This window comes from Candidatus Sysuiplasma jiujiangense (genome assembly GCA_019721075.1).
Taxonomy (GTDB): domain Archaea; phylum Thermoplasmatota; class Thermoplasmata; order Sysuiplasmatales; family Sysuiplasmataceae; genus Sysuiplasma; species Sysuiplasma jiujiangense.
Genome location: JAHEAD010000003.1, coordinates 14,867 through 41,081 on the forward strand (window position 1 = coordinate 14,867; position 26,215 = coordinate 41,081).

A 26,215-nucleotide genomic window follows, 5' to 3' on the forward strand; every position below is an offset into this window, starting at 1 on the left:
GACACCGGCGGATCTTCAGCTACACCTCTATCATCCTTAGTTCTTCGCCTATCCTGCATTCCACCGGTCCGAGGTCGCGTATTATCTTGAATTTCTGTTTCTGCACGCCCTGCGGAAAACAGCACCTGTAACTGGGGCAACCGACGAAATTGCAGCTCCTCCTGTCCGGAACTATGACCGATCCCTCTACAACCTGCTTCCTGCGTACGGCTATCCTGTGTGTTATCTCTTCGACCCTGACAACCCTGACACCGCCTTCATGAATCGCGCAATCGTCGTGATGCTTCGATCTGACTTCAACTACCCTGTAATGCTGTCCCGGTTCAAGATTCAGGCAGGCTACCTTGAGTCTGCAGTCACGGCATTCAGGAGAGGGCCCGTTGAAAATGAATGCACCTCCCTCCCTGGCGATATGTTCACCAATCAGCGTAATTCCGGGCATCCTTTTACCTCAGTCGCTTCTCCAGATCCGACTGTAAGACATACACGGAGGGGCAATAGCAGACTGACGCATATTATATGTTTGCTATCCGTAAACCTGCAGACCGGATTCAGTGGAAATGCCAGTCAGCACCAGCCTGTCTGGCGCACACCAGCCTGCGCATATAGAGACAGCACATGTCAAACTTTGGAAACCAGGAGGAAACGGCTATAGACGTGTCCGGTTGACGGATACGGTATAGTTTGATGTGTCATGAACCGGCAGAACACATCAGGATTCTCTCCCGGATGTTGAAAGACTGCCGATGTCTCCGGCATTCCTCGGAAGGCGCGAAACCACCTGTTTCAGCACATCGATCGAGACGGTATAGAATTGCTCCGGATCCCTTTCCACCCACCCCGGATAGCGTGTTATAAGGGGAGAGGGATAGTCCTTCTGCGCTGCCGCCACTACACGATATGAATCTCCCACTGCGAGCGCCTTTACAGAGCTTGTTCCCACATCCAGGCCGATCGAATACATCTGACTCACCCGGCAGCCTTCGGGCCGGAAAGCATTTCAGACAGAGAACTTACCTGCCTCCCGGATCAGTTCCGGATTTTTCCTTATCTGGTATTCTATAATGATAACGCCCAGAATTACATAGACGGGAAAGATGAGTGCGCCGTAGAGCAGAATGCCGGAAGGCAGGGGGACGAATGTGGCGTAAACTATCACAACTGTCATTGCAATTACGACCAGCGGGATGATGACATGGAAGAACCAGTGAACCCTGCCGAGGACTCTCCTGGCGAAAATCGGTACCCCGGCGGAAGTGGCCATCTTGACAACTATCCAAGAGAGCGTGGAGGTTATTGCCAGCGATATTGTGACATTCAGGGGACCCAGGAGAAGGCCGGCTGTCAGCGTCACGACTGTTCCTATGACAAATGTCAGTATCAGTACCCTGTGGGGCGTGCTGTACTTTTCATGTACCTTTGCCATAGACTTTGGAAATACCATACCGTCCCTCGCCATGGAGTACCACATCCTGCTCACGTCAGTCATACCGGCCACGCCGCAGGAGAAATAGCTGTTCATTATGAATCTCGCCAGTATGATGCCGCCCACCGGGCCGAGGTACCTGTCCCAGACAATCTGGCCAGGATTGGAAAATGTCCCGAATGTTGCCATGTTCGAAATGCCCCATCCGACTGTGAGCGCGTAGGATGCCACAATAAGAGTGATGCCTCCCACCAGAATACTTCCGAAAAACGCCTTCGGCAGGTTTCTCTTCGGGTCCTTTATCTCCTCCCCAGACTTGCGGGCGATATTGCACCTGTCATTGAGTCGGCGGCGAAAAGAAGACCGAAGAAGAGCGGGAGCACAAGGTCATGCGTCGGCGCAAGCGTGAAAACTGTCAGCGTATTTCCGCGGCCGACATCGAAAATTATCAGCAGGCTGGACGCCAGAAGGAAAAGAGCTTCCGCCCCTCCGGTATACAGAACATAGCGCAGCGAAGGCTTGATTCCGTAATAGGCGAGCAGGAAAATGGCTATCTGCGGTATAAAGAAGAAGCCGACCCAGAGATATGGTATGGTCTGGAAAAAAGGAAAATAGAGATAGAGCGTGGTCGCAAAACCCAGGGAGCCGAAGAGTGAATATGTATAGAGCTCATGGAACTGCTGGAACCAGGCGCCATATGCGGAAGCCCCCCTTGCGCCCAGCCCGTGGGGAATAAAGGTGTAGTAGCCCCCGAGCTTGCGACATTCTTGGAATACGAGTAATTTGTATTACCGACCATCAGATACAGCACGACGCCAAGAACCATCGCCAGGGGCATAGCGCCGTAGGCGACAATCGCCACGCCTATCAGAAGGGATGCAACATCCGCTGCAGGAGCGGAGTGCGAAAAACCGAGAAATATTGCATGCCAGGGACCTACGCCATTGCGCATAAGACCCGGCTTCCCATCTTCCGACGGGTGGCCGGAATGCATTCCAACTGCACCCGGGCACTTTCGATATCGACCGTTTCAGCCTGCATATTAATCCCCGGCGGGCATTTGAGGTCATATTAATACCTTTTTCCTTACTGCCGGGCAGCTGAACGAATCAGCTGAAATGTGCGGACAATTTCTTCGCAGATGATATTTTATTCATCTAAATCTTCACAAATTAGATTTTGTTTTAACATTCCTGCGAGAATGAAAAAGGAGCAGTCATGCGGGGCGGCCGGCATTCCGGAGACCGGGAAGGAGCGAAGCAGTCCATTCCGTTGAAGCATCCCGGGTTATGCGCCGCAAACGGCATATTCAGATTACGCCTGTCTTCTTTGCAAGCTTCCGCGCCGAATTCAGATCAAGTCTTTTCAAATCAAGTATTGTATAGCGGTCATTCCGCACAGTTCTTGCAGCCACAAGTGCACTTATTATGTCCTTTTCAGGAATACCGAGTTCGTCTGCTGATACCGGGCAGCCCAGTGTGATAAGTGTGTCCCTTATCTTCTCCCATCCGCCGCCATGAAGTGCCATCATCATTATGGCACCGACGCCGCACTGCTCGCCATGGAGCGCACCTTTCTGCGTGATAGCATCGAGTGCATGCGAAAAAAGATGTTCGGAACCGCTGGCAGGTCTCGACGAACCTGCGGCACCCATCGCGAGTCCCGACGCTATTATCGGCCTGACGGCAAGCCAGGCCGATGTTTCATCGTTTTCCCTGATCCTCCGCGCTGATGCCATGATTGATTCGCAGGCGTACCTGGACAGGGACGCAGCCGTGGTGCTGTAAATTCCGGCACCCTTCTTCACGGCAAGTTCCCAGTCGAGAAGGGCAGTCGAATTGCTGACCACATCAGCACAACCGGCCGCGAGCATCCTGTAAGGAGCCTTTGATATTATGACTGTGTCTGCAACGACTGCCATCGGCATTACGCCTTCCATCGACAGCGGCCTTCCTTCCTTTTTTATGGAGACACGGGGAGAAGCGATTCCGTCATGCGATGCCGAGGTCGGCACACTTATGAAATCTGAGCCGCATTCCTTCGCGGCCATCTTGCCGAGATCGATTTTGCTTCCGCCCCCGACACCGAGAATAACCTCGGGCCGGAATTTCCTGGCGGAGGCGCAGACTGCATGCAGGTTTTCCAGTGTTGCATCGCCGACAATCTCGGTCCTTGTCCGGAGACCGAGTTTTTCGACCATGGAAGCTATCCTGCCGCCTGCTATTTTGAAGGTGTGGTCGCCTGTTATGACGAGACACTTCCTCCTGTAACCGAGTTCCTCAATGACAGCCGGAAGTCTCCTTAGGACGCCATGGCCCGCAAGCACTTCCCTCGGAAATACCATCGCCTTGTATTTTGTGAAGTGGTCTGCCATCATCCGTTCTCACCCGATCAAAACAGCCCGGTGCGGTCCCGATTACTTCAGCCTGTAGCCAGATGCTACGGCATCGATGCGTTCGGCGAGCTCGAAATCCAGGAGGCTTATGCCGCTCGACACGGTGCCGTCAGGATTCCTGATTTTATGTGTCGAGAGCCTGATTTCCACCCTGCTGTACTCATTCCTTATTTCAGGATGATGATCTATTTTTTCAATTTCCAGGGCGATTCTTGCGATGAAGGAGAACGCATCCTCGAAATTACCGAATGTCATTACCCTCAAAAGTTTCCCCTCTTCCATCTTCCAGCCATGGAGGGAAGCCAGTTTTGCCGATATCTCCCCGTCGCCGAGTTTTCTGTTCTCCATATTCACCACATCACCGTGACCTGGACAGGCTTCCGTTCACCCGTAGAATGCCGGTTTGACTTCCTTGGACTCCTTCTTCTCGGCCTTCTCCTGCTTCACTATGTCCACATAGAAAACGGAATTGCATGGAAGCAGACGGACTGTTCCCTTGTCCTCTCCATCGCTTATCCTGACAGAAATGGCGCTCTCATCACCGAAGGGCACATACCCGAGGAAAATCCCCTCTGTCTCAAACTGCTTGTCAGATCCTGCCGCGCTTACAATCCTGTATACCGATCCTTTTACCAGCGAAAAATTTTCACTGTCATCATTTTTCATTTATGTGCCTCCGAAATATTCTGAATGTGATCCACTGTCTTCCTGTATGATTCCATCGCCGCCTGAACATTTGATTCGGTGAAATTCCAGGCCTTGCTTATATTTCCGTACCTTATCCTGTATCCTTTCTTCCGCTGACCGTCCTTTTCTATATAAACTTCCTCAAGTATGTCCAGGCTCTTCAGCTTGTTCACGTGCCTGTACACGGTGGCCTTGGTCGCACTGATATCCGCTGAAATTTCCTCCACAAGCCAGGCCCTGTCAGATCTGCGCAGGAAGTAATCCCTGAATATACGGAAGGGAATGCTGTTTTCGACAGCCAGCGCATCATTTCTGGGTGTATAACCAGGAGGCAGGTAACCTATCTGGGACAGGAATATCGACAGGATTTCATCCAGATCCTGCAGTGGTGTAAGCGGAGTATTTGAAACGACAGAAATTTCAAACGACATCTATAATCGATAGAGCATTGACATATAAAAATTTAATACAGTCGAATCACTACATGCTGCCGGCCGCTACGGACTGATTTGCTGAAGGAAGGCAGAGACAGTTGCTGAAAATGGTATTGATCGGTTTCAGGACAGAATCAGTGGATGCAATGGTCCTGTTCTATTCTGCCGTCCTTGAACTGAAACTGCTGAAGAGGGATGAAGAAAGTGCACTCTTCGACAGCGGCGGAGTTACGCTGGAAATCAGAAAAGGCAAACCGGAGGCGGTGCAGGAATTACGGTTTGAAACCGACGATATAGACGGGGAGGTAAAAAGGCTCAGGTCAAAGGGAGCTGACCTGGAACTGTTCGAGATAGGGCTGAACTCCAGAGGCGACGCAGTACTGTCGGAGATTGCAGAAACCTTCTGGGGAAGATTTGCATCACTGAGCGACCCTGACGGAAACAGGATTGTTGTGTCCGAGCATGACGATGAGTGGTTCCCCTACTTTCCGCAGTGGTACCGCAGAGAGGACTATCGTCCGACAAAAGGATGACAGAAAAGTGGTGCAATCAATGAGCTTATAAATGTGAAATGACGTTACCCCTGACGGGATGCACTTTGATGGCTATCAAAGGTAAGGGTGACGAGTGGGTATACGTCTATGCAATAAAAAGCGAAACGCAGTCGCATGTCAGAACTGTCAGCATAACCGGCGAAAAAATCTTCTGCGACTGCCTGGCATATGACAGGCTTGGGACATGCGAGCACCTTGAGAGAGCCTGGAGACTTCACAAGCGGGAGGAATCCAGGAACAAATTCACCGGCCTTGAACTGATACCGAAGAAAGACTGAAGCGCAGGACTGCGGCACTTCATGATTTTGCCCGGTGTTCGGCATATGCTGCAGGGCGGAAGCAGTGCTGCTGCCTGCCATTAACATTGCCTAAAGGAAGCGGGCATTTCGGGAATCATATTTAGATGCAAAGCCCATGCCCTCTTCAGATGGTTGATCCTCTCAGCACAATCGGCAGCCGGAAACACCGGGAAGCGCTCGCTGCGCTAAGGGACATCATGGGGACCGTGAAGACAAGCAGGGATCTGCGTAACATGGTACCCGGTTTTCGGACACAGAAAGGCATCTACAAGCCGGGCGATTCCAGTTATGCGCTCTGGATCAGACATACGGAAAGAGGAACATACGAAGACAGCGGGCTGAATGTTCAGCCTGACGGCTCATGGTCGTACAGGTACATGCCGGAGGCACGAAACGGGAAAACAGATATGTCACTGAGCACCAACAGGGCACTCTGGAATTGCATGAAAGACCGGGTGCCTGTCGCCGTGTTCCTTCAGAAGAACGTGCCTGATCTTGAGAGAAGCTATGAGATAATGGGACTCGCATACATCGACGGTTTTGACGGGACCCATTTTACCGTCAGAGGGGAGGCAATAGATGTCGATGCGAGTCCCATGGACAATGAGGAGCCTTCGCCGTTCCAGCCGTTCGAAACCGGACCGCCGGATTTATCGGCGGCTGTCAGAAGGTTGAGGGAAATCAGATTTGGAATCGCCGTGAGAAGAGCATATCATGAACGCTGCAGTCTTTGTGAGCTTGGCTACAGATTTCACGGTGAGGCGATCGCGGTAGAAGCTGCCCATGTGATTCCGGTCGCGGATCGGGGAACATCGAAGGACATCAGGAACGGAATACTGCTCTGCCGGAATCATCACTCGCTTTTTGACAGGAATCTCTGGACGTTTGACGAGGATCTCAGGGTGATTGTTTCAGAGGATGAATATTTCCGGAAATCAGCCGCAAACAACTGTGTCCTCAGGACCGAGGGAAGAAAACTGCCCAACCTGCCTGAAAATCATTATGACAGGCCGGCGACCGAAGCAATCCGGTTCAGGCTCGACAGATTCTACAAAGCAGATGCGCCGAAGGTATAATCAGCCGCAGTATTATTCCGGCAGCTGTTCCGGTCCCTGCGGTTTGAGATCAGATAGAGTCAGGCCGACCCCGAGGGCCGCTGATAGACCGCTGATCATGACATGATTGGACATGACTGGAAAAGGCTGAGCGGCACATGCATCAGGGCTACGCAGAAAGAAAGGGAAGGTATCGGGCAGCGGATTTGCTTCAGTTGGGGGTCATATGCCTGCTTATGGCTTCCTTTATCACAGACTTTGGAACGGCACCTATGATTGTGTCCACATGACTGCCGTTCTTGAATATGAGAAGCGTCGGTATGCTCATTATGCCGAATTCCTGTGGTACGTTCGCGTTTTCGTCAACATCAAGCTTCCCGAAAACAACTTTTCCCTTCAACTCCTTTGCAAGTTCCTCAACAGAAGGAGCAATCATCTTGCAGGGCTGGCACCAGCCGGCCCAGCAGTCTACTACTACCAGAGGATATTTCTTTACCGTGTCATGAAATGTCCTGTCGTCGACAACAACCGGTTTATCGGGACTCCCGTTATCAGTCATTCTGTTCACTCCGTATTTTGAAGCGCGGATGCTGGTAATTAACCTTTACGTCACCGTTTTGCCTACGAAATCACGAGCTTTCCCTGCCGGTCCCAGTCGAAACTGAGCCTCTTCCTTCCGCGATGGAGCCTCTTCTCGATAACATATGCCGCTATCAGCGGAAGACCTATGCTTGCCTCGACATACGCCGTTGCAGTCGTTGCCTTCTTCTGTATTTTCCCCCAGGATCTTGCCTCGTCGAGCGTGCTGCCGCTGAGCCCTCCCCAGTGCGGGGAATCTGTCGTTATCTGCAGAGCGTAACTGTGTCCCTTTATCTCGGTATTGAAGGCATAGCCGGCCATTACCTCTGCATCGTTTATCCAGTTCTTCGGCGTTCCTCCGCCCACATAAATTACACCCGTCTTCCTTGAATTGAGTATGACTTCGACAATCTCGTAGTTGTCCTTTATCGAGTCGAGGACGAAATGCTCCTTCATCCCCTTCTGCCTGGCATGCAGCAGAGTGAGTCCGATGCCTATAGAGCTGTCGTTCAGCGCCGGGCTGAACACCGGCACACCCCTCCTGTATGCGGTATAGAGTATCGAATTGCTGTCGCTGAGCTTTGACGAAAGGGAGGACATGACCTCACGCGAAGAATAGGAACCGGGAGGCATTTCATTGATGATGGCTGCGATATACCTGTCTGTTTCCTCGAATTTTATCTCGTCAACATATGTATCGTATATCCTGTCGATGGAAAGATCCCTGAGAACACTGTCATCTGCCTGGGGACTTCCGACGTAATGCTTGAATCCCCGGGCCTGGTAGAGATCCTGGTACAGAACAGCTCCGGTGGAGACAATCACATCGACAAGGCCAAGATCCACGAGATCCCTTATGATCTTCCTGAGACCGGCAGCGATGAGCGGACCCGACAGCCCGAGAATGACTGTCGGCCTGTCAGCATCGGTGAGCATGTTTTCGTATACATGGGCGGCCTGTCCGATGTTGCGTGCCTGAATGGAAGCGCCGCTGAATGCCTCAACAAGATCCGATATGCGTCTGACTTTCATCAGATCAATGCTTTCTACCTGCTTGGAAAGAAGGGATCGCCTTGTTACCTTTTCCTTTGCCATGCTACCGCAGATGCAATACTTTTAATTAAATAAATAACTCCGCAGGAAACGGCTGCCTGCAACGCAACCGGTTTCGGCATGGAGCGCCGGAAGCGGAGTGAGCACAACCACGCTTTCGGCGAATGACATGCTGAGGAAGTCTCACATAAAACAGAAAACTAAATAACAGGAAACATACAAGCGGGAAACGAGGAATTTATTGAAGAGCAAAAGCAAAACGGTCAACAGGGATGCTGCGGTGTCAGGTAAAGCGGATCGTTTCAGAAGAACCGCCGAAGCGAGACTGCCTACCTCATCAGGAAATTTCAGGGTCATCGCATTTGAAGATATGGAATCTGAAAGGGAGCATCTGGCAATAATCAGCGGGAACGTAGCCGGGGGTGAACGGGTACTGGTTCGGATACATTCCGAATGCCTGACCGGAGACGCCCTCGGATCGCTCAGATGCGACTGCGGAGAGCAGCTGAAGAAATCACTCGAAATAATAAGCAGGAGGAGGAAGGGAATACTGCTTTACCTGCGGCAGGAAGGGAGGGGAATAGGCCTGATGAACAAACTGATGGCCTACCACATACAGGATCTCGGAGCGGATACCGTCGAGGCAAACCTGATCCTCGGTTTTGAGCCGGATGAACGCAGTTATGATGCTGCTGCATTCATTCTCAGGGATCTTGGCGTAAAATCTGTAATGCTGCTGACCAACAATCCTGACAAGATCAACAGCATGAAGTCTCTGGGAATAAAGGTGGCGGGCAGAATCCCGCTGGTTGTCGGCCTGAACAAAACAAACATCATGTATGTTGCCACAAAAAAAAGGAAAATGAATCATATGATAGACGAAAAACAGCTTTCGCTCGGGAACGCCGTTAAAAGGAGCTTCAGGAAAGGTCAGAGGTAACGGGCTACCTCTTCGGAATGTCCCTCCGGATTCACCCTGGGAAAGATCTTTTTGATAATTCCTTTCTCGTCGATTACAAATGTGCTTCTCTGTATTCCCAAACTCTTTCGGCCGTACATGTTCTTTTCAACGAGGACTCCGTAATTTTTGCAAACGCTGCCGTCCTCATCTGAAAGCAGAAGAAAATTCAGTTTGTATTTGGATTTGAACTTCCTGTGAGAATCCTGACTGTCGCGGCTTATACCGACGACTGCGGCACCGCGGGAAAGGAGACCTGACATTGAGTCCCTGAAACTGCACGCTTCCACCGTGCATCCCGGCGTATCATCCTTTGGATAGAAATAAACAACGACCTTCTTTCCGCCGAAGTCACTGAGCTTGTGCACCAAGCCATCATCCCCCCTGAGGGAGAAAGCGGGGGCAGCGTCTCCTTCTCTGAGCATATGGGGATGAATAGCATAACTGTACTTTATAGTTGACTGAATTATAATCGGCTGAAAAATAGAGCGCATTAAATAGATGATTGACGGAATTCACAGACGGCATTTATGGCAGGCGCAGTGTCGGCAGGCATCGTCGATCTGTGGAATTCGCACAGGACGGAACTCGAGAAGAGCATTACAGGGAGGGTGGCAGACAGCCCCATCCAGACACAGACGTATGCCTCGAACGCGGGAATTTTTGAATTGCGCCCGCTCGCTGTAATAACGCCGGAGCATGAGGAGGACGTTGCCTCCATTATGAAATTCTGCTCCAGGTATGGACTGCCCGTTACCGCAAGGGGAAGCGGCACAAGCGTTACAGACGCGGCGGTCGGGCAAGGAATAATAGTCGATCTGGGCAGAAAAATGAACGACATAACATCGGTAGACCTTGACAGAGACGAGGTCGAGGTTCAGGCTGGAATGACGATAGAGGCATTGAACAGCGAACTCTCGAAATACGGAAAAATGCTCCCGCTGTACCCGGTGAAAGGAAGGGGCTGCACGGTAGGAGGATGCATTGGAATAAATGCAGGCGGATTCCTTTCGGCCGGATACGGCAGCATTGACGGTATGCTGATTTCACTCAAGGTGGTACTGCACGACGGCACAGTGACCGAATGCGGCACTGGCAGTTTCGCCGGCGGTTCACGGCTTCTGGAAATGGCCGTCAGCGTATCAGGCGCCGGTTCCGCAGTCCGCCTGTTTGCCGGAAGCGAGGGAAAAATAGGAATCATAGTTTCGGCCAGACTGAAAATGGTCGACGTGCCCCGGGAGGAGAAGATTAGTGCCTATTTTTTCAGGAATCTTGAGGACTGCACGGCGCAGGCGGTTGCGTCGAAATTCAGCGGATGCATTTCGGCCATGTTTGCAGACTCCCTTGTAATGTCATCGCTCACATACAGACTTGGAGACTTTTCTTTTCCGAAGGAAGCCGACGGGTGCATCATTGCGGTTATGCCCGGAAAAGGCAGCCTTCCGGATCCGGCAGTTCTCGGGGCGATAGAGGCAAGAATGCTGAATGTCAGCAGCGAACGCCTGTTTGCCGCCATTGCAGACAGCATTCATACGCTGTCGAGGCCGGTTCCGAACGGCCGCTATGTTGTCATGATTGAAGGTTTAAGAATCGGTGCCGGCGGAGCGAATCAGTTCTGCAAGTTTCTGCTTAACACTTCAGACGAGGAAAATACCCGGAAAATAATATTCGGTGATGCAGTTACCGGAACCGTTTACTTCAGGCCGTTCCTCAACATGACTGATGAGAGGGACAGAAGGAAACATGAAACGATGCTCAGGAAGGCTGCCGGATATGCCCATCGCCTTAATGGCAGCGTTACCTCAGAGAACGGGCTTGGCCTTCTGCTTTCGCCCGGATTCAGGGAAAATGATTCCGCCTTCCTGAAGAGAATCCTTGTACTGAAAACTGTGATGGATCCGGGTAATCTGTTGAATCCGTCTGCACCGGAGGCAGACGCTTCAAAAGCGCCATATCGTGCCGCGGCCACGCACGCGGAGGAAAAGAAGGATACGCTTCTGAACTGGAACGTTCCGGATATACAGTCGGTAACGGGCCGGGGATTTCTGAACTTTGAGGAGGAGGTCAACGCCTGCCACGGATGCGGGGAATGCAGGACAATTTCATTCATCGAAACGCAGTGCCCCGTCTACAAGGCGATAGGGGGTGAGATAACATCGCCGAGGGGAAGGAACAATCTGGTAAGATTGGCAAATTCAGGTTCCGCTGCGCCTGGAATAAAAATTGATTCAGATGAGTACGCAACATCCGTATTCGATTACTGTGTGCAGTGCAAGATGTGCGTCATAGAATGCCCGAGCAATGTGAACACGGCGAAAATAATGATGGAAGCGCGGGCGCAGTATATCAGAAAGGCCGGTGTTGGGCGAATCGGGAGGGCGTCAAAATTCTTTTCCGATTATGAATTCTACACTATTGTGGCTTCGAGCGTTGCAAGCCTTTCCAACAGGCTCATAACCTCGGGAAAGGCACGTTCGCTGCTCGAGCATGCCTCCGGCATTGACAGGAGAAGGAGAATACCGGAATTTGACAGTCAGACCTTCTCCGAATGGTTCAGCAGGCATGAAGCAAAACCGGGAAGGAAGGGAGTGGTCGCCTACTATTCAGACATTTATGCGAACTATTTTGACTCGGCGGTCGGGATAGCGACAGTCGAACTGCTGGAAAGGGCAGGATACAGTGTCATCTATCCAAAGCAGCGATTCACGGGACTGCCTCTGATATATCTCGGCATGATAAGGGAGGCGAGGAGATATGTGTTTGACAACGCGAGCTTCCTGTTTCCCTATACTTCGAAGGGAATGAAAATTGTATGCTCGTCCCCTTCCGCAGTAATGGCCCTGAGACATGATTATCTCAGCATTCTCGCGGATGACAGGGCGATGGCCCTCTCGAAGTCTGCGACAGACATAATAGAACTGTTACATGACGACATTCAGGGCAGCAGGCTGCAGTACAGTTTTGCTCCCCTCAGGCAGAAAATATACTACTTCCCCTCCTGCCATGCCAGGGCACTGGGCAATCATACCAGGACCAGGTCCCTCCTTGAACTCATTCCGGAGACAGAGGTGGAGATGCTTCAGGAGGGGTGCTGCGGCGCCGGCGGAAGTTACGGTTTTGCAAAGGAAACATTTTCAATGTCTATGGACATGGGCTCCCATCTCTTTGGCGTGGTTTCATCCAAACTGAAAAATGGAGGAATACTTGTGACTGACGGAGAGGAATGTGCCCTGCACTTACGTCAGGGAACGGGCATAAGACCGGTGCTGGCGGTGACAGTTCTGGCGGCACAGCTGTCCAGGGCGTCCTGATTTCCGGCGGCCTGAAATCCGGGCTGAATGAAGAGCAGCGGACATAGGAGCATCGTGATGACAGGGAAGGCAGTTTTCATCGACAGGGACGGCACAATAATCGCCGACTGCCCTTATTGCAAATCGAAGGATCAGGTAAGGGTCATTCCAGCCTCAGCTGAAGGCATAAGAATGCTCAACAGACTGGGCGTCCTTGTCATAGTCCTGACAAACCAGTCCGGCATCGGGCGCGGTTATTTTACGGTTGACCAGATGAACGAAGTTAATGATGAGATGACAAGGCAGCTGAGGGAATACGGCGCAGAGATAGATGCTATTTTTCACTGCCCGCATAAACCGGAGGACGGCTGCGGCTGCAGGAAACCTGAAACCGGCCTCATAGAAAGAGCCAGAAGGGAATTTCACACGGAGGACGAATTTGTGATCGGTGACAGGGATGACGTCGACGGCGAGCTTGCAAGACGTGCGCATCTCAGATACAGCATAGTAGGGGACAGGACAGTAAAGGACATAGTGACGGAATACCTGAAACCGGCATGAAAACCGGCCTTCCTGATTTATTGCCTGCGGCATTGACTGTGCGTCTGCGTCAGCCGCAGGTTTCGGTGGCCGGACTGTTTCCGCACATGATCCCAAGATCTGTTCAAGCATGTGAATTCGGGATCATCATTTGAAATTCCTGGTAGTGCATTGGAGTGATACGCAGACGGCGAGCAAATCAGCCCATGTCGGCTGTTCCGGTCGGAACCGCAATGAGGATCATTCCGATAGTTTTATTGCTACAATCAAAGTTTGAGCGGACCAATTGCACCTCATCTCTTGTCCGTAAACAAAAAAAGGGGATTGCCCTCAATTGGATGCAAGCATTGTCGTTACTGTCAGAAACGAGGCTAGGAATATAGAAGGACTGCTTGACAGCCTCGTCAGGCAGACGGGCGACAAGGAAATAGTGGTTGTCGATGCATTCAGCTCGGACGGAACTGCAGAAATAGCAGGGAAATATGCCGCCGCTTACCCGTACATAAAACTTTACCGGTGGCCTGGAAAGAGAGGGGAAGGAAGGAATTACGGCGTATCGAAGTCCTCGGGGGATTACGTTGTCTTTATCGACGGCGACTGCATTGCGTCCGAACACTGGCTGTCTGAAATAATCTCTTCGCTTCGTGTGTCGGATGTGGTGGCCGGCAGGACCGTCTATATCGGCAGAGCCGCATACCTCGGATTCGAAAGGGTTGAACTGTACAGGAAAGGAATGGATGTCACCTATCCTTCGTGCAACCTGGCCTACAGAAGGAAGGTTTTCACTGAACTTGGCGGTTTCGACAGATGGTTCATAACTGCCGAGGACATCGACCTCAACATCAGGGCTGTAGACAGCGGGCATGCAATAAACTACAACGATCTCGCTGTCGTAAGAAGCAGGACAAGAGACAATATTTACGGTTTCTCAAGGCAGGCCTTCTGGAACGGCGCCGGGAGAAAGCAGCTCACGCTAAAACACGGCAGCCTGTGGAAAAACTACAGACCGCTCGACATGTTCAGGAGGAAGATGAGCTTCCATGGCCTGCTGCGTGTGTCAATGGCGCTGCTCGGTTACCTGGGATACAAACTGTTCGGCGAAAAAAGAACAGCTTCCACTAAAAAGAATTAATAACCCAGCAATCTTAAACTCGGCAGGATCAATTGATTTCAATCGTTATTCCTACAATAAACGAAGAAGATTCCATTGCGGGAGTCATTGACAGGATCAGAGAGAGCATGAGCTCTGTTGACGAGCCGTATGAAATATTAATCATTGACACGAATTCCAGCGACAGGACAGTGGAGATAGCAAGAGAACGGGGCTGCAGGATCATCAGGGAGTCGGAAAGGGGTTACGGCAGGGCATACAAGACCGGCTTCGCGGCTTCGGCAGGAACAACCATAATAGCCCTTGACGCTGATGCCTCATATCCGCCTGAGGCAATACCCGCACTTTTTTCCGTTTTTAAACGGGAGGGGCTGGACTTCCTTACAGCAAACAGATTCTCCTCCATGAACAAGGGGGCAATGAGCAGGACGCACCGTTTTGGAAACTGGATTCTGAACGTTGCGACAAGATTCCTTTTCAGTGTTTCGGTGAGGGATTCGCAGAGCGGCATGTGGATACTGAAAAAGGATGCTTTTGAGCGGCTGGATGTACGGAGCGACGGATTCCCCTTTTCCGAGGAAATAAAGATAAAGGCTGCAAAGAGGCTGAAGTTTGCAGAAGTTCCTGTTCATTTCATGGAAAGACAGGGAGAAAAGAAGCTGAATACCTGGAAGGACGGCTGGAACAATCTGAAATTTCTTCTGAAACTGCGATTTTCGAGACGCCTGCGCAACTGAGAATCGATTCGTTTATCGGAAGCAGCATACGATTAAAGCAATTCCCGGTTTACTATAATGGTATTTAAATAGTTATTTAAGCACTCATGAAATTCCTTAATCCGCGGTGTTAACCAATGCCGAACATCAAAATCGAAAATGTCGTTGCATCAACTTCACTCGGTGAAGAGCTGGATCTGCAGGCAATAGCGCTGGCGCTCGAAGGCGCGGAATACGAGCCGGAACAGTTTCCCGGACTCATCTACAGGCTGAAGGAGCCGAAGACGGCAACCCTGCTTTTCAGGAGCGGAAAGGTTGTATGCACGGGTGCAAAGAGTCTCGAGGAAGTAAAGCTCGCCATAAGCAAGGTTTCAAAACAGATTGAGAAGGCCGGGATTATAATAAAGATCGAGCCCAAGATCGAGGTGCAGAATATTGTTGCATCGTCTGACCTGGGCCAGGAAATCAACCTGAATGCCATCGCAATAAGTCTCGGCCTCGAGAAGGTTGAGTATGAGCCGGAACAGTTTCCGGGGCTTGTATACAGGCTCGACTCGCCGAAGGTTGTCGTCCTCCTTTTCGGGAGCGGAAAGCTTGTATGCACGGGTGCGAGGAAACCATCCGATGTCGGTGACGCCGTTCAAAAGATAATGATAGAGCTCCAGGGCGCGGGCTTGCTGCACTGAGATGAGCTATCCGGTATTCGACAATCACGTACATCTGCGCAGGGAAGGACGTTTCATAGCCGCTGCAGATGAATTCAGGCGCAGGGGCGGTACGGGAATGATGCTTGTAAATCTGCCCCCTGCGGTCCCGGTTACTGAGAGTTCATATTTCGAGATAATGTATAGCGCTGCTGAGAAACTCAGAGATGAAGTGAAGAGCACGCTGGGGCTGACGGTTCTCCTTGCAGTGGGGCCATATCCCGTCACTCTGCTGGAGATGGCGGAAAAACTGGGCATTGAGGAAGCGGAGGGAAGGATGACTTCGGCTGCAGTGCTTGCCGCACGCCATGTGGTGGAAGGCAGGGCGGATGCGATCGGTGAGGTGGGCAGGCCGCATTTCCCCGTTCCGGAGGAAATCATGGAGGCAAGCAACCGCATACTCCGGGCATGCATGGAAGAGGCAAAAGGGGCCGGATGTGCGGTGATAATTCATGCTGAAGATCCGAGTCCGGAAAGCATGTCGGATCTCGCGCGCAGGGCTGACAGGGCGGGACTGGACAGGGGAAGAGTTGTCAGGCACCACTGCACTGATCTCATACTGCCAGGGGAAAATCATGGCCTCTTTCCCTCCATAACCGCAAAGAGGGATACTGTGGCGCAGGCTGCGAAAAAGGGAAGCAGATTCATGCTGGAGACAGATTATATCGATGACCCGCGCAATCCGGGTGCGTTCCTGGGCATCGGAACGGTGCCGAAAAGGGTGAGGGAACTGGTCGACGCGAGCGGTTCGGACGATAAAATTGCCTGGAAAGTCGGATTTGAGAATCCGTCCGCGGTTTACGGCAGCGACAGGTTTCCGTCCGGCAGATAGCTCCCTATCTTATTGTGAAGCACTCCGGCGAATCTGTGCACGCGATCTCATTGGCATCGATGCGTGTTATCCGCGCGTACGGATTTCCCTTCCTGCACAGTTCGAGGACAGCGTACACCGCGTCCCTTCTTCCCTGAAAGACAGCCTCGACACTGCCGTCGCTCAAGTTCCTGATCCATCCCTTCACGCCGCCGCCGTCGGCGAATCTCTTTGCATATGCACGGAATGAAACACCCTGAACGGTTCCATAAAAAACGGCATGCAGGCATATATCCGCTTCTTCCACGTGCATGTCTTTGACAGGGCAGTAGTTAATTATTTCTCCGCTGCGCATTAGCCCATGTCGTGTCCAATGACGAGAATCGCGCTGAAATTCGGCTATGACGGCAGCTGCTTCAGCGGTTACCAGAGACAGCCGGCGAAGAGGACGGTAGAAGGGGACATAATACTGGCTCTGCAGCAACTCGGAGCAATAAAGGATGTGGAAAGCTCCGGATTCCAGAGCGCAAGCAGGACGGACACTGGCGTTCATGCCGTAGCGAATGCAATGGCATTCACAACCGAATTTGATCCGCTCGAGCTGATCAGCGCACTTAACGCAAAGTGTGAGGACATATACTTCCATTCATACATTGAGGTTCCGGCCACATTCAATCCGAGGAGGGCGCGGATGCGCCATTACCGCTACCTCCTTCCGGAACATCTGGACGAAACGAAGCTACAGCAGACCTTTGATTTGTTTGTGGGAGCGAACGATTTCAGGAATTTTGCCAAGAGCGACGCTTCCGGCCGATACAGAAAAATTGATGTCATAACGGTGGCCAAAAGGAACGGATGGACAGTGGTTGACTTCATGGGAAAAAGCTTTCTTCACAACATGATCAGGAGAATAACCGGAGCGGCGCTCGGCGTAATGGACGGAAAGACAACACCTGATGAAATCAGGGAGGCGCTGAAGGGGGAGAAGGTTGAGAGCTTCGGCCTGGCGAGGCCTGAGTTCCTGATACTGATGGACGTGGATTACGGAATGATGTTCCACCCCGCTGCCACATCGGCGAAAACAAAAAAGCAATGGATTCAGAGGCTCTACAGGCTCAGGGCACTGGAATATCTTTATAGGGAGTTCAAACTGGAAGTGTAATGCGATGATGCGTGTTGTTGCACTTACCGGAACGCCTGGGACCGGCAAAACAACCGTGGCCGGAAAGCTCTCCGGCATGGGTTATTCGGTTGTGCAAGTCGATGAACTCATACGTTCACTTAATGTCCGCACGACCGCAGAGAGGGGGAAGTCCTGCATCGCAGTTGATGTCACGGATCTGAAAAGAAAGGCGACCTCGCACTGGAATGCTGTCCGGGAAAAGCAGGTTATAGTGGCAGGACACCTTTCGCATTACGCAGGTGCCGAAGGGGCGGTGGTGCTGAGGTGCGCTCCTTCAGTTCTGGAAAAGCGGCTCGAGGCCAGGAGATGGAGCAGAGAGAAGATAATGGAAAACGTTCAGGCGGAAGTCCTGGACGTCATACTCGTCGAAGCTGCCGAAAGCCTGGGCTGGGTACGCGAAATAGACACAACACGATCCACGCCCGCGGAAACCGCCGCCGCAGTAAGGGAAACGCTTGAGGGGAAAATGAATAATCATCCTGTTGCGTCACGTTGGTCCGGTGAGATTGAAAAATGGTTTTAGACAGGGCAAGGGAAGCTTCCGAAAGACTGCTCTCCCCTGTTGCAGTGCGCATGAGCAAGTGGAATCCAAACAGGATCAGCTGGTTCTCTTTCCTGCTTGCTCTGTTCGCCTCTCTTTCGATAGTGGGATCGTCCGCACATACCGCGTATCTTCTTCTCGGAGGCATTATTTTTCTGGCGGCAAGCGGCATACTGGATGCCCTCGACGGGCTGGTTGCAAGGCTTTCAGACAGAAGCGGCCCGAAGGGAGACTTCCTCGATCACATACTGGACAGGTATTCGGACATTGCTCTCATTCTGGGTTTCACATTCAGTTTCTATTCCGGCAGCGTTGCGCTGGGCATCTTTGCACTGACGGGCATATTCATGACGAGCTACCTTGGAACACAGGCACAGGCTGCGGGGCTGAAGCGAAATTACGGCGGAATCCTCGGGAGAGCTGACAGAATCGTTTACATGCTGGTTGTCCTGCTGCTCGAATACATTTACGGCGGTACACACTATGGAGCACATGGAGCGACATTCCTGTTTCTTACTCCCTTTGACTGGCTGCTGCTGTTCTTCGGGGTGGCGGGAAACATCACTGCTGTCTGGAGGGCCCTTTCTTCGTGGCGACAGCTTTGAATTCCCTGCCTTTGGTTATATAATATGTCATAGGGTGCTTCATCCATTCTTTGGCACAGAGAGAATCCGGATTGAAACAGATGCCGTACGACTTCATCGTGCTGCATTCAGGCACAGAATATTCTGTGGAGGAGATGCGGCCCGTTATGTGCTCTATCTGGTATCTTGTTACATCGGCCCTGAAGTCAGGCACTGAGCTGAAAAGATCGAATATCTGCTCGGCTGTCATGCCTATCGCATGCAGAAATGTCACGATGGCGAATCTTCCCATCTGCGGCACGTTCTGTGATGTCCGGATCTGGTTCAGTATGGCCTTCATGCAGGGGGGGTAGCGTCTTTCGTCGATTTCGCCAAGATTATTTTTCTGGAATTCCTCCTTCATCTGATTCAAGGCGATGACAACCTCCCTGATTTCTGCATCCAGTGCGCTTCTGATCTCGTCCGTGTATGCCGGAAGCCTTTCGGAGAGGCGATCCGTTACGGCCTGCTCGATAAGCCTGACAAGACGCTGCCTGTCTACGGCAACATAACCCCTGTGCAGTTTCTGATAAAGCAGTTTCCATTCAGGCGATCTCATTTTGGAGGATAATTTCAGGAATGATGTGAAGTGTATGGTGTACACGCCATCATCCCGGGTCTCGCCGACAACGATGCCGAACTCCTTTGCAAGCCTGAAGAGCACGGAATTGTTCCGTCCGATCAGCTCACCCGCCCTCTTTCCTTCCGTAACCGCTACACGGTTTACAAGGAATCTGTCGCCTATAACAGAGCAGATCATTCTGGAAACTGCAAATGAAAGTATTTCCTGGTTGCACTGCTCCTCGCTGGACAGGAGTGCCTCGGGAATTTTCATCTCACGCAATGAAGAGAGGACTCGTTCCTTCCCCCTGACTCTTACCATTTCATAAACAGGGCTCCTGAGTATTTTCGGGAGATCGAACTGTTCCTGTCTCTTTGAAATATAATCCCTTACATCGCTGATATAAGGAAAAAGAGCCATTGTCCTCAGATCTACCATTCCGGCCAGCATTTCAGCCACGGAAGAGAGTCCCGGCGTTATAAATAGTGCAGCCCGGATGACCGCAAGCCGGTCCGCAACCGAGTTCAGAGAAGAGTAATTTCCACAGATTCAACGCTCTGTATCCCGCCGATTGAAGCCAGTGCCCTTTCCACCTCATCGGTAGTGCCTTCCCTGTCTTCCGCCACAATCATTATTTCGTAAGAACTGAGACCGAACGCTATCGGCACCACCCTGCTGTCGCGGAGTTCGGCTCCGTTCGGCAGTCTCCTCGCTATTTTCTCATCAATGCCTTCAAAATTAAATTTCTCAGAGTCTGGCATGAGCCTGTAAGTCATTACAACCTTTCCCATCAGAACACCTCAGGGTCCCGAAAATCCGCAGGAGACGCAGGTATACCTGACGCCCTGATCACGGCACTGGGCACAGCGCCCTATCCTGGTCTGTCCGCAGCTTGGGCAGAGAAAAGTGACCGTGCCTGTGCCAACGAGTCTTATACCGCACGAACTGCAATTTGCATCCTCGTCTGTCATAAACGGAATTCTGAAAGTTTACACATATTTAAGCACATGGAGAAGCGGGGGCTGCCCGATGGGAAACGGCTGAACTGAAAAATCAGGCATATTTTTGCCATCGCATCATGCGCCGGATTATCCCGGACGGATTATCGGCGCACAGTGGCTTTGTGCAAAAAAGTCCGTAACCTGTGAAAAAACCTCCGACCTGTGAAAGAAGTGATTGAAAACAGATGTTCTTTCACAAGGCTGCGCACAGGCTAATCATTTAATAATGACTGGTCATTGGCGATGTCAAGGGGCCGTAGCTCAGCTAGGTAGGGACAGTATCCCCTGGAAAGAGCAACTGGCTTTTAACCAGAAGGTCCGGGGTCCGAAAGCTATGCCGGAAATCCCCGCGGCCCCGAATATATCCGCGGATGCATAAACGGTGGAAGATGATCGCTGAAAAAGAATGAAAGCGGGGCTGCCAGTCTTTATCATCCCAACATGAAAACTGCTTTCACGGCGCTTCTGAGCAGCGTAAAAATGATTCGATTGATCATCTGACCGCAACACGGCAGGCGATTACGGCAAAGCGGAAGAGGAAATTGCCGGATAGCATTAAATCACAACAGTTCATCCCAAAGGCAGAGAGATGATAACTTGGCGGACAGCAAGGGAGTTATACTCCATAACGGCAAATATGTTGAGTGGAAGGACGCCAGAGTCCATGTGTCAACCCATGGGCTGCTTTACGGGAGCGGTGTTTTCGAGGGCATCAGGGGCTATGCCGGAAACGACAGTGCCCAGGTCAATGTATTCAGGCTCAGGGAGCATGTTGAAAGACTTTACAGAAATGCTTCGATCCTAAGACTGAAACCGCCTGTTGACAGTGAGAGTTTTGCCAGGCAGGTGGTCGAACTTCTCAGGAGGAACGAATTCCATGCTGACGTTTATATCAGGCCCATGATCTACTTCGGCGAAGGAGGAATAGGCATAAAACCGACAAATCACTCAACCGATTATTTCGTATTCGCCACCAAGTTCGGAAATTATTTCGGCGAACCGAAGGCACTCAATGTGGCAGTCAGTTCCTGGGTCCGTTCGAGCAACAGCGCATCCCCTCCCAGCGCGAAGATAAGCGGCGCCTACGTCAACAGCATGCTCGCTTCGGTTGACGCAAAGGAGTCGGGTTTTGACGAGGCCATAATGCTGACCCAGAACGGTTATGTATCGGAGGGATCGGGAGAAAACATATTCATTGTGAAGAAAGGGCAGCTTGTCACACCCCCTGTCTCTGCCGACATACTTGAGGGCATTACCAGGGAATCTGTAATGGCACTGGCATCGGATGCAGGCATACCGGTAATTGAAAGGGACATAACCAGGACCGAACTCTATACATGCGAGGAGATGTTCCTGTGCGGAACCGCTGCCCAGATAACCCCCGTGGGAAGTGTCGACAGACGGACCATATCCGGCGGCGTCATAGGGAGGATAACCTCAGGACTCATGAAGTCCTTCGAAAATGCGGTGAGGGGAAGAGACAGAAAGCACATGGACTGGCTGACACCCGTTTATGAGTGACTCTGCCCGGCTTGCATGAATGTACTGTCGGACGTTCGGCAGCCATGGACGGACTTTCCCGAACATGGTACAGGGATATGCGTATGTGAAAACGGGCTTCCCGTGCATAATGATAAATAGCACTCAGGCGATAATACTGTCAGCCGATACAAGGGCGTTCGTCAGACAGAGAACAACGAACGGAGGTGTTTGAGACGGTTGAGTCCGAAAGGGTTACGATCAGGCTTGATAATGAAAGTCTAAATGCGCTTGAAACGCTGGTTTCCAGCGGGAAATATTCCAATATTTCCGAGGTGATGAGAGCAGCCATTGATCAGTTCATAGATAGAAATTTTTCGCCAAGGCACATTGAGAAGATAACAGTGGAACTGCCCAAGGGAAATGCAGTGGAGCTGCAGCGTCTCGTAAGAAAGGGCGATTCCGTATCCGTAGACGATGCGATAAGAAATGCCGTGCGCGAGTATCTCAGACGGAGACTGTCTCCTAAAGTTCTGGAGAAGAAAAGATAGCCAGCCGGATGAAATGAAGAATCCATTTTGGGAAGATGCCGGGTATCCGGCAAAAGACGGGCTCAGCATAATGGCCGTCGGTTGCGGCGGAGCCGGAAACAACACGATAGACAGCCTCTCGAGGGGAGGGGGTGTCATTGCAAGGACCCTGGCTATCAACACCGATGCGGCCCACCTTCTCAGAATTTCAGCAAACAGGAAACTCCTGATAGGGAGGGAGGCGACAAAGGGCAGGGGAACCGGGGGAGACGTGGAGCTAGGCAGGCGCCTGTCGGAGCAGGCGAGAGAGAGCATAGCCGCTGAACTCAGAGGGTCGGACGTGGTGTTCATTATTGCAGGCATGGGAGGCGGCACAGGCACGGGATGTTCGTCGGTGGTTGCATCTGCCGCAAGAGACATGGGAGCTCTTCCAATTTCAATTGTCTCCATGCCGTTCAGTTTTGAAAGGGCGAGGCTTGCACGCGCGAAGGACTATGTCCGGGAGCTCATATACAGCTCGGAAAGCACCGTCCTGCTGGAAAACGACAGAATTGCCTCGGTCTTCCCTGAGCAGAACATATACAATGCATTTGCCGTGATGGATACGCTTGTCTCGGGCCTGATTGACAATATCACCGGCACACTCCTCAGGCCATCGGTGATGAATATCAATTATTCCGATCTCCGTTCTGTCATGCGTTGCGGAAAGACGGCAACGATGATTTTCGGGGAAAACAGCGACGCATCGTCACTCGTCAGTGATTCGTTAAGGAGACCGCTGTTCCAGAATTCAATAAGCGATGCCAGGGGTGCCCTGATCCATCTTTCGGGCGGGAGGCGTATGACGCTGGAGAAAGTTCACAAAGTGCTGGAACAGGCACATAACGCATTCTCCGGATGCCGCAACATAATTCTTGGCGCAAGAGAGGACGGAAGGGATGATGACGTAATGAGCCTGACAGCAATCATCACGGGCATAACAGCGGACGGTTTTTAGCCTTCATTTTTCGCTCAGCGCCCGCAGTGTCTTGGAAAGGACGCCCATCATTATGAAGAATTCCCACTTGGACATGTTTGCCCGCCCGATCAGCCTTCTGAACATCAGCCTTGCCTTTTCCCTCTTATGGGGAGGGTAGTCAACAGCATCCAGCAGAAGGGCGAAATACTCATTGACCTTCTTCCTGTCCAGCTCGACCGATCTCTTTATTGCATACGGCTCATATCCGCTCAAAAAAAGCTCATACAGTATAACGGAAACTGCATGGGAAAGGTTCATTACAGGATATTTTTCGGAAGTCGGTATGCTTATGAGCATATCACATGAACCGAGTTCAGGGTTTGAGAGACCAAGCCCTTCCGGACCGAAAAGTATTGCAAAAGTCCTGCGTTTGTTCGCAGCATATTGCGCAAACCCGTGCGGCGTCTCGAAATTTCGAAGAAAACGTCTCTCCCCCGTATTTCTGATGCCGGTGGTCCCCACTACTGTGTCACAGCCCTTCAGGGCGTCATCGAGCTGCGTGACGATGACAGCGCTGTCGAGGATGAAATTGCCATGCTTTGCCCTTTTCCTTCCCTCGTCCCCGATTTTCACGGGGGAAACGAGGTAGAGTTCGGACATGTCGAAATTCGCCATCGCGCGTGCGACTGCACCGATGTTACCCTCATTTTCGGGCCTTACCAGAACGATCCTGAATCTGGGCATTGCAGGGGGATTGCTGACCCATATGTTAAAACGTATTGCGGGGAACGGACACATCCAGTGTTTCTGAAAGATTCCGAGCGGCAGCACGCGGATGGCAACAGGAAAGGCGGTCCGGTGAGTAGAGCATGCCGATAGAAACATTAAAATGAGGAAATTCATTAAGGTGTAACAGCACTGATTCGCTCGGTGCGACTGATGGGATGCGAGGTTGAACTTATGAAATCTTTAGTGAATGATGCCATATCGAGAGTTCCTGCGGATGAAATGGAGTCAGTGCAGTCTTACACTGAGGAAAGCTACAGTGCTGAAGATGACGAATTAATCAAAATACTGTCTGGTCTCAGGACAAACATCAAGATCATAGGCTGCGGCGGTGGCGGCACAAACACCATCGACAGGCTTGTCGAAACTGGAATTACGGGTGCGGAAATGTATGCTGCAAACACCGACGCCCAGCACCTCCTTATCATCAGATCGCCTCATAAGATACTTCTGGGAAGAAGGAGCACGAGAGGGCTAGGTGCCGGAGCTCTCCCGCAGGTGGGAGAGGAGGCCGCACGGGAAGCCGAAGACGACATAAGAAAGTCGATTCAGGGCGCGGATATTGTTTTTATAACTGCAGGACTCGGCGGGGGGACCGGAACAGGGGCCGCTCCTTTCATAGCACAGCTGGCGAAGGAAATGGGCGCGCTGACGATAGCCATATGCACCTCCCCGTTCAAGGCCGAGGGTGCCATAAGGGCTGAAAATGCCGAGTGGGGACTTGAAAGGCTCAGGAACGTCGCGGATACCGTAATTGTCATTCCGAACGACAAGCTGCTTGAACTCGTACCCAGGCTCTCGCTTAATGCAGCTTTCAAGGTTGCCGATGAGGTACTGGTGAGAAGCATAAAGGGCATCACGGAGGTTATCACAAAACCCGGCCTGGTCAATCTGGATTTCAATGATCTAAAGACAATCATGAAGGGCGGCGGCGTCGCGATGATTGGACTTGGAGAGGGAGAAGGCGAAGAAAGGGCAAATGATGCGGTAAACGAGGCCATCAATTCACCCCTGATAGACGTGGATATATCTGGTGCGAACGGTGCACTTGTCAACGTCGTCGGCGGAAACGACATGACAGTGAGCGAGGCTGAAAAGGTTGCTGAGATGATACAGACAAAGATCAGTCCTTCCGCGAGGATAATCTGGGGAGCGGCAATTGACCCTACACTTGAAAAGAAGATGAGAGTCATGGTAGTCCTGACGGGTGTCAAGTCGAAGCACATTCTGGGACCTGCCGACAGTGTCCAGACCAAGAGCATCGACATGGACTTCATAAAATGAGCTGAAAGAGGCACAACAGCCGGAAGCAGAATCAAAACAAAAATCAGATATAGTCTCCGGATGTAAACGCCGGCATGACAACCGACAGAAAATTCTGTGCCTTTGCAAGAGATTCCAGAGGAGGGCTCGGTCTGAGCGCCGTACCGGAGAGCGGATTCTGCATTTCAGCCTTCCTGATAATACGTCCGAATGCCGGCGGGCACGGCGTCCTTATGGGCCACATCAATCCGGAAGGGCCGTGGGATCATATCGGTGCTCTGGATCCTGACAGGATCGAGGCGCACAGACACGGCTGGATGCTTCCATCGAGCCATCTCATTTACGGCGAATCGCCTGACGAATGCGCCAGGAGAATTGCGCGGGAACAGCTCGCCATGGATGACATGAGATTCGAGGGACCCGCCATATACTCCGAGGTTTATGAGCCGCGGAGACATCCCGGCAGGAAGAACCACTGGGATCTTGAGTTCATGTACACCGGACAGACAGATCGGGAAAGACTCCATCCTCCGCGCGGCATATGGGCTGACCTGAAATTTGTTGATCCTTCGGCCGTTCAGACCGGCGATATTGCACGCTCACATGAGGATATACTCGCACGTTTAAAGTGATGAAGAGCCTGCTGTGATGTCTGGTTCGTGGCCTGTGGTAGAAGC

The 26,215-nt window shown here is 51.7% G+C and carries 34 protein-coding genes and 1 tRNA gene; 20 read left to right on the forward strand and 15 right to left on the reverse strand.

Annotated features, from left to right (window positions below; translation table 11 throughout):
• Nucleotides 1-19: 19 nt before the first annotated feature.
• The 3 genes from KIS29_02835 to KIS29_02845 form a co-directional block, all read right to left on the reverse strand.
• Entirely contained in the window at nucleotides 20-442 is a 423-nt protein-coding gene (locus tag KIS29_02835) for a UPF0179 family protein (GenBank protein MBX8639258.1), read from the reverse strand.
• A gap of 270 nt (nucleotides 443-712) precedes the next feature.
• A complete protein-coding gene (locus KIS29_02840; protein ID MBX8639259.1) occupies nucleotides 713-964 on the reverse strand; it encodes a hypothetical protein in 252 nt (83 codons plus the stop codon).
• Between the two features lie 36 nt (nucleotides 965-1,000).
• Nucleotides 1,001-1,753, reverse strand: a complete 753-nt coding sequence (locus tag KIS29_02845; protein MBX8639260.1) for an APC family permease — start codon at nucleotides 1,751-1,753, stop codon at nucleotides 1,001-1,003.
• 62 nt (nucleotides 1,754-1,815) lie between these two features.
• On the opposite strand from KIS29_02845, the gene KIS29_02850 reads away from it, so the two are divergent.
• Nucleotides 1,816-2,082 carry a hypothetical protein gene (locus KIS29_02850; GenBank protein ID MBX8639261.1) on the forward strand — a complete coding sequence of 89 codons (267 nt, stop codon included), beginning with the start codon at nucleotides 1,816-1,818 and terminating at the stop codon, nucleotides 2,080-2,082.
• Nucleotides 2,083-2,735: 653 nt separating this feature from the next.
• Here KIS29_02850 and KIS29_02855 read toward each other — a convergent pair.
• The 4 genes from KIS29_02855 to KIS29_02870 are packed head-to-tail and all read right to left on the reverse strand — an operon-like array spanning nucleotide 2,736 to nucleotide 4,939.
• Entirely contained in the window at nucleotides 2,736-3,803 is a 1,068-nt protein-coding gene (locus KIS29_02855; protein MBX8639262.1) for an NAD(P)-dependent glycerol-1-phosphate dehydrogenase, read from the reverse strand.
• A gap of 39 nt (nucleotides 3,804-3,842) precedes the next feature.
• Nucleotides 3,843-4,169: a 4a-hydroxytetrahydrobiopterin dehydratase gene (locus tag KIS29_02860; protein MBX8639263.1), complete on the reverse strand. Its 327-nt coding sequence runs from the start codon at nucleotides 4,167-4,169 to the stop codon at nucleotides 3,843-3,845.
• Nucleotides 4,170-4,205: 36 nt separating this feature from the next.
• On the reverse strand, nucleotides 4,206-4,487 hold the full coding sequence (locus KIS29_02865) for a hypothetical protein (protein MBX8639264.1): 282 nt from the start codon (nucleotides 4,485-4,487) through the stop codon (nucleotides 4,206-4,208).
• Nucleotides 4,484-4,939, reverse strand: coding sequence for a transcriptional regulator (locus KIS29_02870; protein MBX8639265.1), 456 nt, complete (start codon nucleotides 4,937-4,939; stop codon nucleotides 4,484-4,486). The genes KIS29_02865 and KIS29_02870 overlap by 4 nt, the downstream gene beginning before the upstream one ends.
• Nucleotides 4,940-5,040: 101 nt before the next feature.
• On the opposite strand from KIS29_02870, the gene KIS29_02875 reads away from it, so the two are divergent.
• The 3 genes from KIS29_02875 to KIS29_02885 all read left to right on the forward strand — a co-directional run bounded on the left by KIS29_02875 (nucleotide 5,041) and on the right by KIS29_02885 (nucleotide 6,871).
• Complete coding sequence (locus KIS29_02875) at nucleotides 5,041-5,475, forward strand: hypothetical protein (GenBank protein MBX8639266.1); 435 nt, start codon at nucleotides 5,041-5,043, stop codon at nucleotides 5,473-5,475.
• Between the two features lie 68 nt (nucleotides 5,476-5,543).
• Nucleotides 5,544-5,774, forward strand: a complete 231-nt coding sequence (locus KIS29_02880) for a hypothetical protein (protein MBX8639267.1) — start codon at nucleotides 5,544-5,546, stop codon at nucleotides 5,772-5,774.
• 149 nt (nucleotides 5,775-5,923) lie between these two features.
• A complete protein-coding gene (locus tag KIS29_02885; protein MBX8639268.1) occupies nucleotides 5,924-6,871 on the forward strand; it encodes an HNH endonuclease in 948 nt (315 codons plus the stop codon).
• 190 nt (nucleotides 6,872-7,061) lie between these two features.
• Here the strand turns inward: KIS29_02885 and trxA are convergent, their stop codons facing one another.
• Together trxA and KIS29_02895 are read right to left on the reverse strand one after the other, a co-directional pair.
• On the reverse strand, nucleotides 7,062-7,409 hold the full coding sequence (gene trxA, locus KIS29_02890; GenBank protein MBX8639269.1) for a thioredoxin: 348 nt from the start codon (nucleotides 7,407-7,409) through the stop codon (nucleotides 7,062-7,064).
• A gap of 62 nt (nucleotides 7,410-7,471) precedes the next feature.
• Nucleotides 7,472-8,524, reverse strand: a complete 1,053-nt coding sequence (locus KIS29_02895; protein ID MBX8639270.1) for a deoxyhypusine synthase family protein — start codon at nucleotides 8,522-8,524, stop codon at nucleotides 7,472-7,474.
• 199 nt (nucleotides 8,525-8,723) lie between these two features.
• Here KIS29_02895 and ribA point away from each other — a divergent pair, with 199 nt between their 5' ends.
• Complete coding sequence (gene ribA / locus KIS29_02900; GenBank protein MBX8639271.1) at nucleotides 8,724-9,422, forward strand: GTP cyclohydrolase II; 699 nt, start codon at nucleotides 8,724-8,726, stop codon at nucleotides 9,420-9,422.
• Here the strand turns inward: ribA and bcp are convergent.
• Nucleotides 9,413-9,865: a thioredoxin-dependent thiol peroxidase gene (gene bcp, locus KIS29_02905; protein MBX8639272.1), complete on the reverse strand. Its 453-nt coding sequence runs from the start codon at nucleotides 9,863-9,865 to the stop codon at nucleotides 9,413-9,415. The two genes, ribA and bcp, sit on opposite strands and share 10 nt — an antisense overlap.
• 105 nt (nucleotides 9,866-9,970) lie before the next feature.
• On the opposite strand from bcp, the gene KIS29_02910 reads away from it, so the two are divergent.
• The 6 genes from KIS29_02910 to KIS29_02935 all read left to right on the forward strand — a co-directional run bounded on the left by KIS29_02910 (nucleotide 9,971) and on the right by KIS29_02935 (nucleotide 16,633).
• Nucleotides 9,971-12,751 (forward strand): FAD-binding protein, encoded by a 2,781-nt coding sequence (locus KIS29_02910; protein MBX8639273.1) that lies wholly within the window; start codon nucleotides 9,971-9,973, stop codon nucleotides 12,749-12,751.
• Nucleotides 12,752-12,808: 57 nt separating this feature from the next.
• Nucleotides 12,809-13,291, forward strand: a complete 483-nt coding sequence (locus KIS29_02915; protein ID MBX8639274.1) for an HAD family hydrolase — start codon at nucleotides 12,809-12,811, stop codon at nucleotides 13,289-13,291.
• Between the two features lie 313 nt (nucleotides 13,292-13,604).
• On the forward strand, nucleotides 13,605-14,402 hold the full coding sequence (locus tag KIS29_02920; GenBank protein ID MBX8639275.1) for a glycosyltransferase: 798 nt from the start codon (nucleotides 13,605-13,607) through the stop codon (nucleotides 14,400-14,402).
• 32 nt (nucleotides 14,403-14,434) lie between these two features.
• Nucleotides 14,435-15,118: a glycosyltransferase family 2 protein gene (locus KIS29_02925; GenBank protein ID MBX8639276.1), complete on the forward strand. Its 684-nt coding sequence runs from the start codon at nucleotides 14,435-14,437 to the stop codon at nucleotides 15,116-15,118.
• 116 nt (nucleotides 15,119-15,234) lie between these two features.
• The gene (locus tag KIS29_02930) at nucleotides 15,235-15,783 is read left to right on the forward strand and encodes a TATA-box-binding protein (GenBank protein ID MBX8639277.1); all 549 of its coding nucleotides are present in this window, start codon (nucleotides 15,235-15,237) and stop codon (nucleotides 15,781-15,783) included.
• Nucleotide 15,784: 1 nt separating this feature from the next.
• Nucleotides 15,785-16,633, forward strand: coding sequence for a TatD family hydrolase (locus tag KIS29_02935; GenBank protein MBX8639278.1), 849 nt, complete (start codon nucleotides 15,785-15,787; stop codon nucleotides 16,631-16,633).
• A gap of 4 nt (nucleotides 16,634-16,637) precedes the next feature.
• Here KIS29_02935 and KIS29_02940 read toward each other — a convergent pair whose 3' ends face one another.
• Nucleotides 16,638-16,925: an acylphosphatase gene (locus KIS29_02940; GenBank protein MBX8639279.1), complete on the reverse strand. Its 288-nt coding sequence runs from the start codon at nucleotides 16,923-16,925 to the stop codon at nucleotides 16,638-16,640.
• 60 nt (nucleotides 16,926-16,985) lie between these two features.
• On the opposite strand from KIS29_02940, the gene truA reads away from it, so the two are divergent.
• Genes truA through KIS29_02955 form a run of 3 tightly spaced genes read left to right on the forward strand, consistent with a single transcriptional unit; the run spans nucleotide 16,986 to nucleotide 18,941 of the window.
• Nucleotides 16,986-17,774, forward strand: coding sequence for a tRNA pseudouridine(38-40) synthase TruA (truA, locus tag KIS29_02945; GenBank protein MBX8639280.1), 789 nt, complete (start codon nucleotides 16,986-16,988; stop codon nucleotides 17,772-17,774).
• A gap of 7 nt (nucleotides 17,775-17,781) precedes the next feature.
• On the forward strand, nucleotides 17,782-18,318 hold the full coding sequence (locus tag KIS29_02950; protein ID MBX8639281.1) for an AAA family ATPase: 537 nt from the start codon (nucleotides 17,782-17,784) through the stop codon (nucleotides 18,316-18,318).
• Nucleotides 18,309-18,941, forward strand: a complete 633-nt coding sequence (locus KIS29_02955) for a CDP-alcohol phosphatidyltransferase family protein (protein MBX8639282.1) — start codon at nucleotides 18,309-18,311, stop codon at nucleotides 18,939-18,941. Before KIS29_02950 ends, KIS29_02955 begins: the two co-directional genes overlap by 10 nt.
• Here KIS29_02955 and KIS29_02960 read toward each other — a convergent pair.
• The 3 genes from KIS29_02960 to KIS29_02970 form a co-directional block, all read right to left on the reverse strand.
• Nucleotides 18,898-19,980 (reverse strand): DNA primase large subunit PriL, encoded by a 1,083-nt coding sequence (locus KIS29_02960; GenBank protein MBX8639283.1) that lies wholly within the window; start codon nucleotides 19,978-19,980, stop codon nucleotides 18,898-18,900. The two genes, KIS29_02955 and KIS29_02960, sit on opposite strands and share 44 nt — an antisense overlap.
• Before the next feature lie 65 nt (nucleotides 19,981-20,045).
• Nucleotides 20,046-20,312, reverse strand: a complete 267-nt coding sequence (locus KIS29_02965) for an elongation factor 1-beta (protein ID MBX8639284.1) — start codon at nucleotides 20,310-20,312, stop codon at nucleotides 20,046-20,048.
• 9 nt (nucleotides 20,313-20,321) lie between these two features.
• The gene (locus KIS29_02970; GenBank protein MBX8639285.1) at nucleotides 20,322-20,492 is read right to left on the reverse strand and encodes a DUF1610 domain-containing protein; all 171 of its coding nucleotides are present in this window, start codon (nucleotides 20,490-20,492) and stop codon (nucleotides 20,322-20,324) included.
• A 280-nt stretch (nucleotides 20,493-20,772) separates the two neighbouring features.
• On the opposite strand from KIS29_02970, the gene KIS29_02975 reads away from it, so the two are divergent.
• The 4 genes from KIS29_02975 (at nucleotide 20,773) to KIS29_02990 (ending at nucleotide 23,528) form a co-directional block, all read left to right on the forward strand.
• Nucleotides 20,773-20,880, forward strand: a tRNA-Lys gene (locus KIS29_02975).
• A gap of 239 nt (nucleotides 20,881-21,119) precedes the next feature.
• Complete coding sequence (locus tag KIS29_02980) at nucleotides 21,120-22,043, forward strand: branched-chain amino acid transaminase (protein ID MBX8639286.1); 924 nt, start codon at nucleotides 21,120-21,122, stop codon at nucleotides 22,041-22,043.
• Nucleotides 22,044-22,228: 185 nt separating this feature from the next.
• Nucleotides 22,229-22,552: a ribbon-helix-helix protein, CopG family gene (locus KIS29_02985; protein ID MBX8639287.1), complete on the forward strand. Its 324-nt coding sequence runs from the start codon at nucleotides 22,229-22,231 to the stop codon at nucleotides 22,550-22,552.
• A 13-nt stretch (nucleotides 22,553-22,565) separates the two neighbouring features.
• A complete protein-coding gene (locus KIS29_02990) occupies nucleotides 22,566-23,528 on the forward strand; it encodes a cell division FtsZ family protein (protein ID MBX8639288.1) in 963 nt (320 codons plus the stop codon).
• Nucleotides 23,529-23,531: 3 nt separating this feature from the next.
• Here the strand turns inward: KIS29_02990 and KIS29_02995 are convergent, their stop codons facing one another.
• The gene (locus tag KIS29_02995) at nucleotides 23,532-24,233 is read right to left on the reverse strand and encodes an RNA methyltransferase (GenBank protein MBX8639289.1); all 702 of its coding nucleotides are present in this window, start codon (nucleotides 24,231-24,233) and stop codon (nucleotides 23,532-23,534) included.
• Nucleotides 24,234-24,449: 216 nt separating this feature from the next.
• Between KIS29_02995 and ftsZ the strand changes: the two genes are divergently transcribed.
• Complete coding sequence (ftsZ, locus tag KIS29_03000; protein ID MBX8639290.1) at nucleotides 24,450-25,559, forward strand: cell division protein FtsZ; 1,110 nt, start codon at nucleotides 24,450-24,452, stop codon at nucleotides 25,557-25,559.
• 74 nt (nucleotides 25,560-25,633) lie between these two features.
• Nucleotides 25,634-26,170 (forward strand): NUDIX domain-containing protein, encoded by a 537-nt coding sequence (locus KIS29_03005; GenBank protein ID MBX8639291.1) that lies wholly within the window; start codon nucleotides 25,634-25,636, stop codon nucleotides 26,168-26,170.
• Nucleotides 26,171-26,215: the final 45 nt, after the last annotated feature.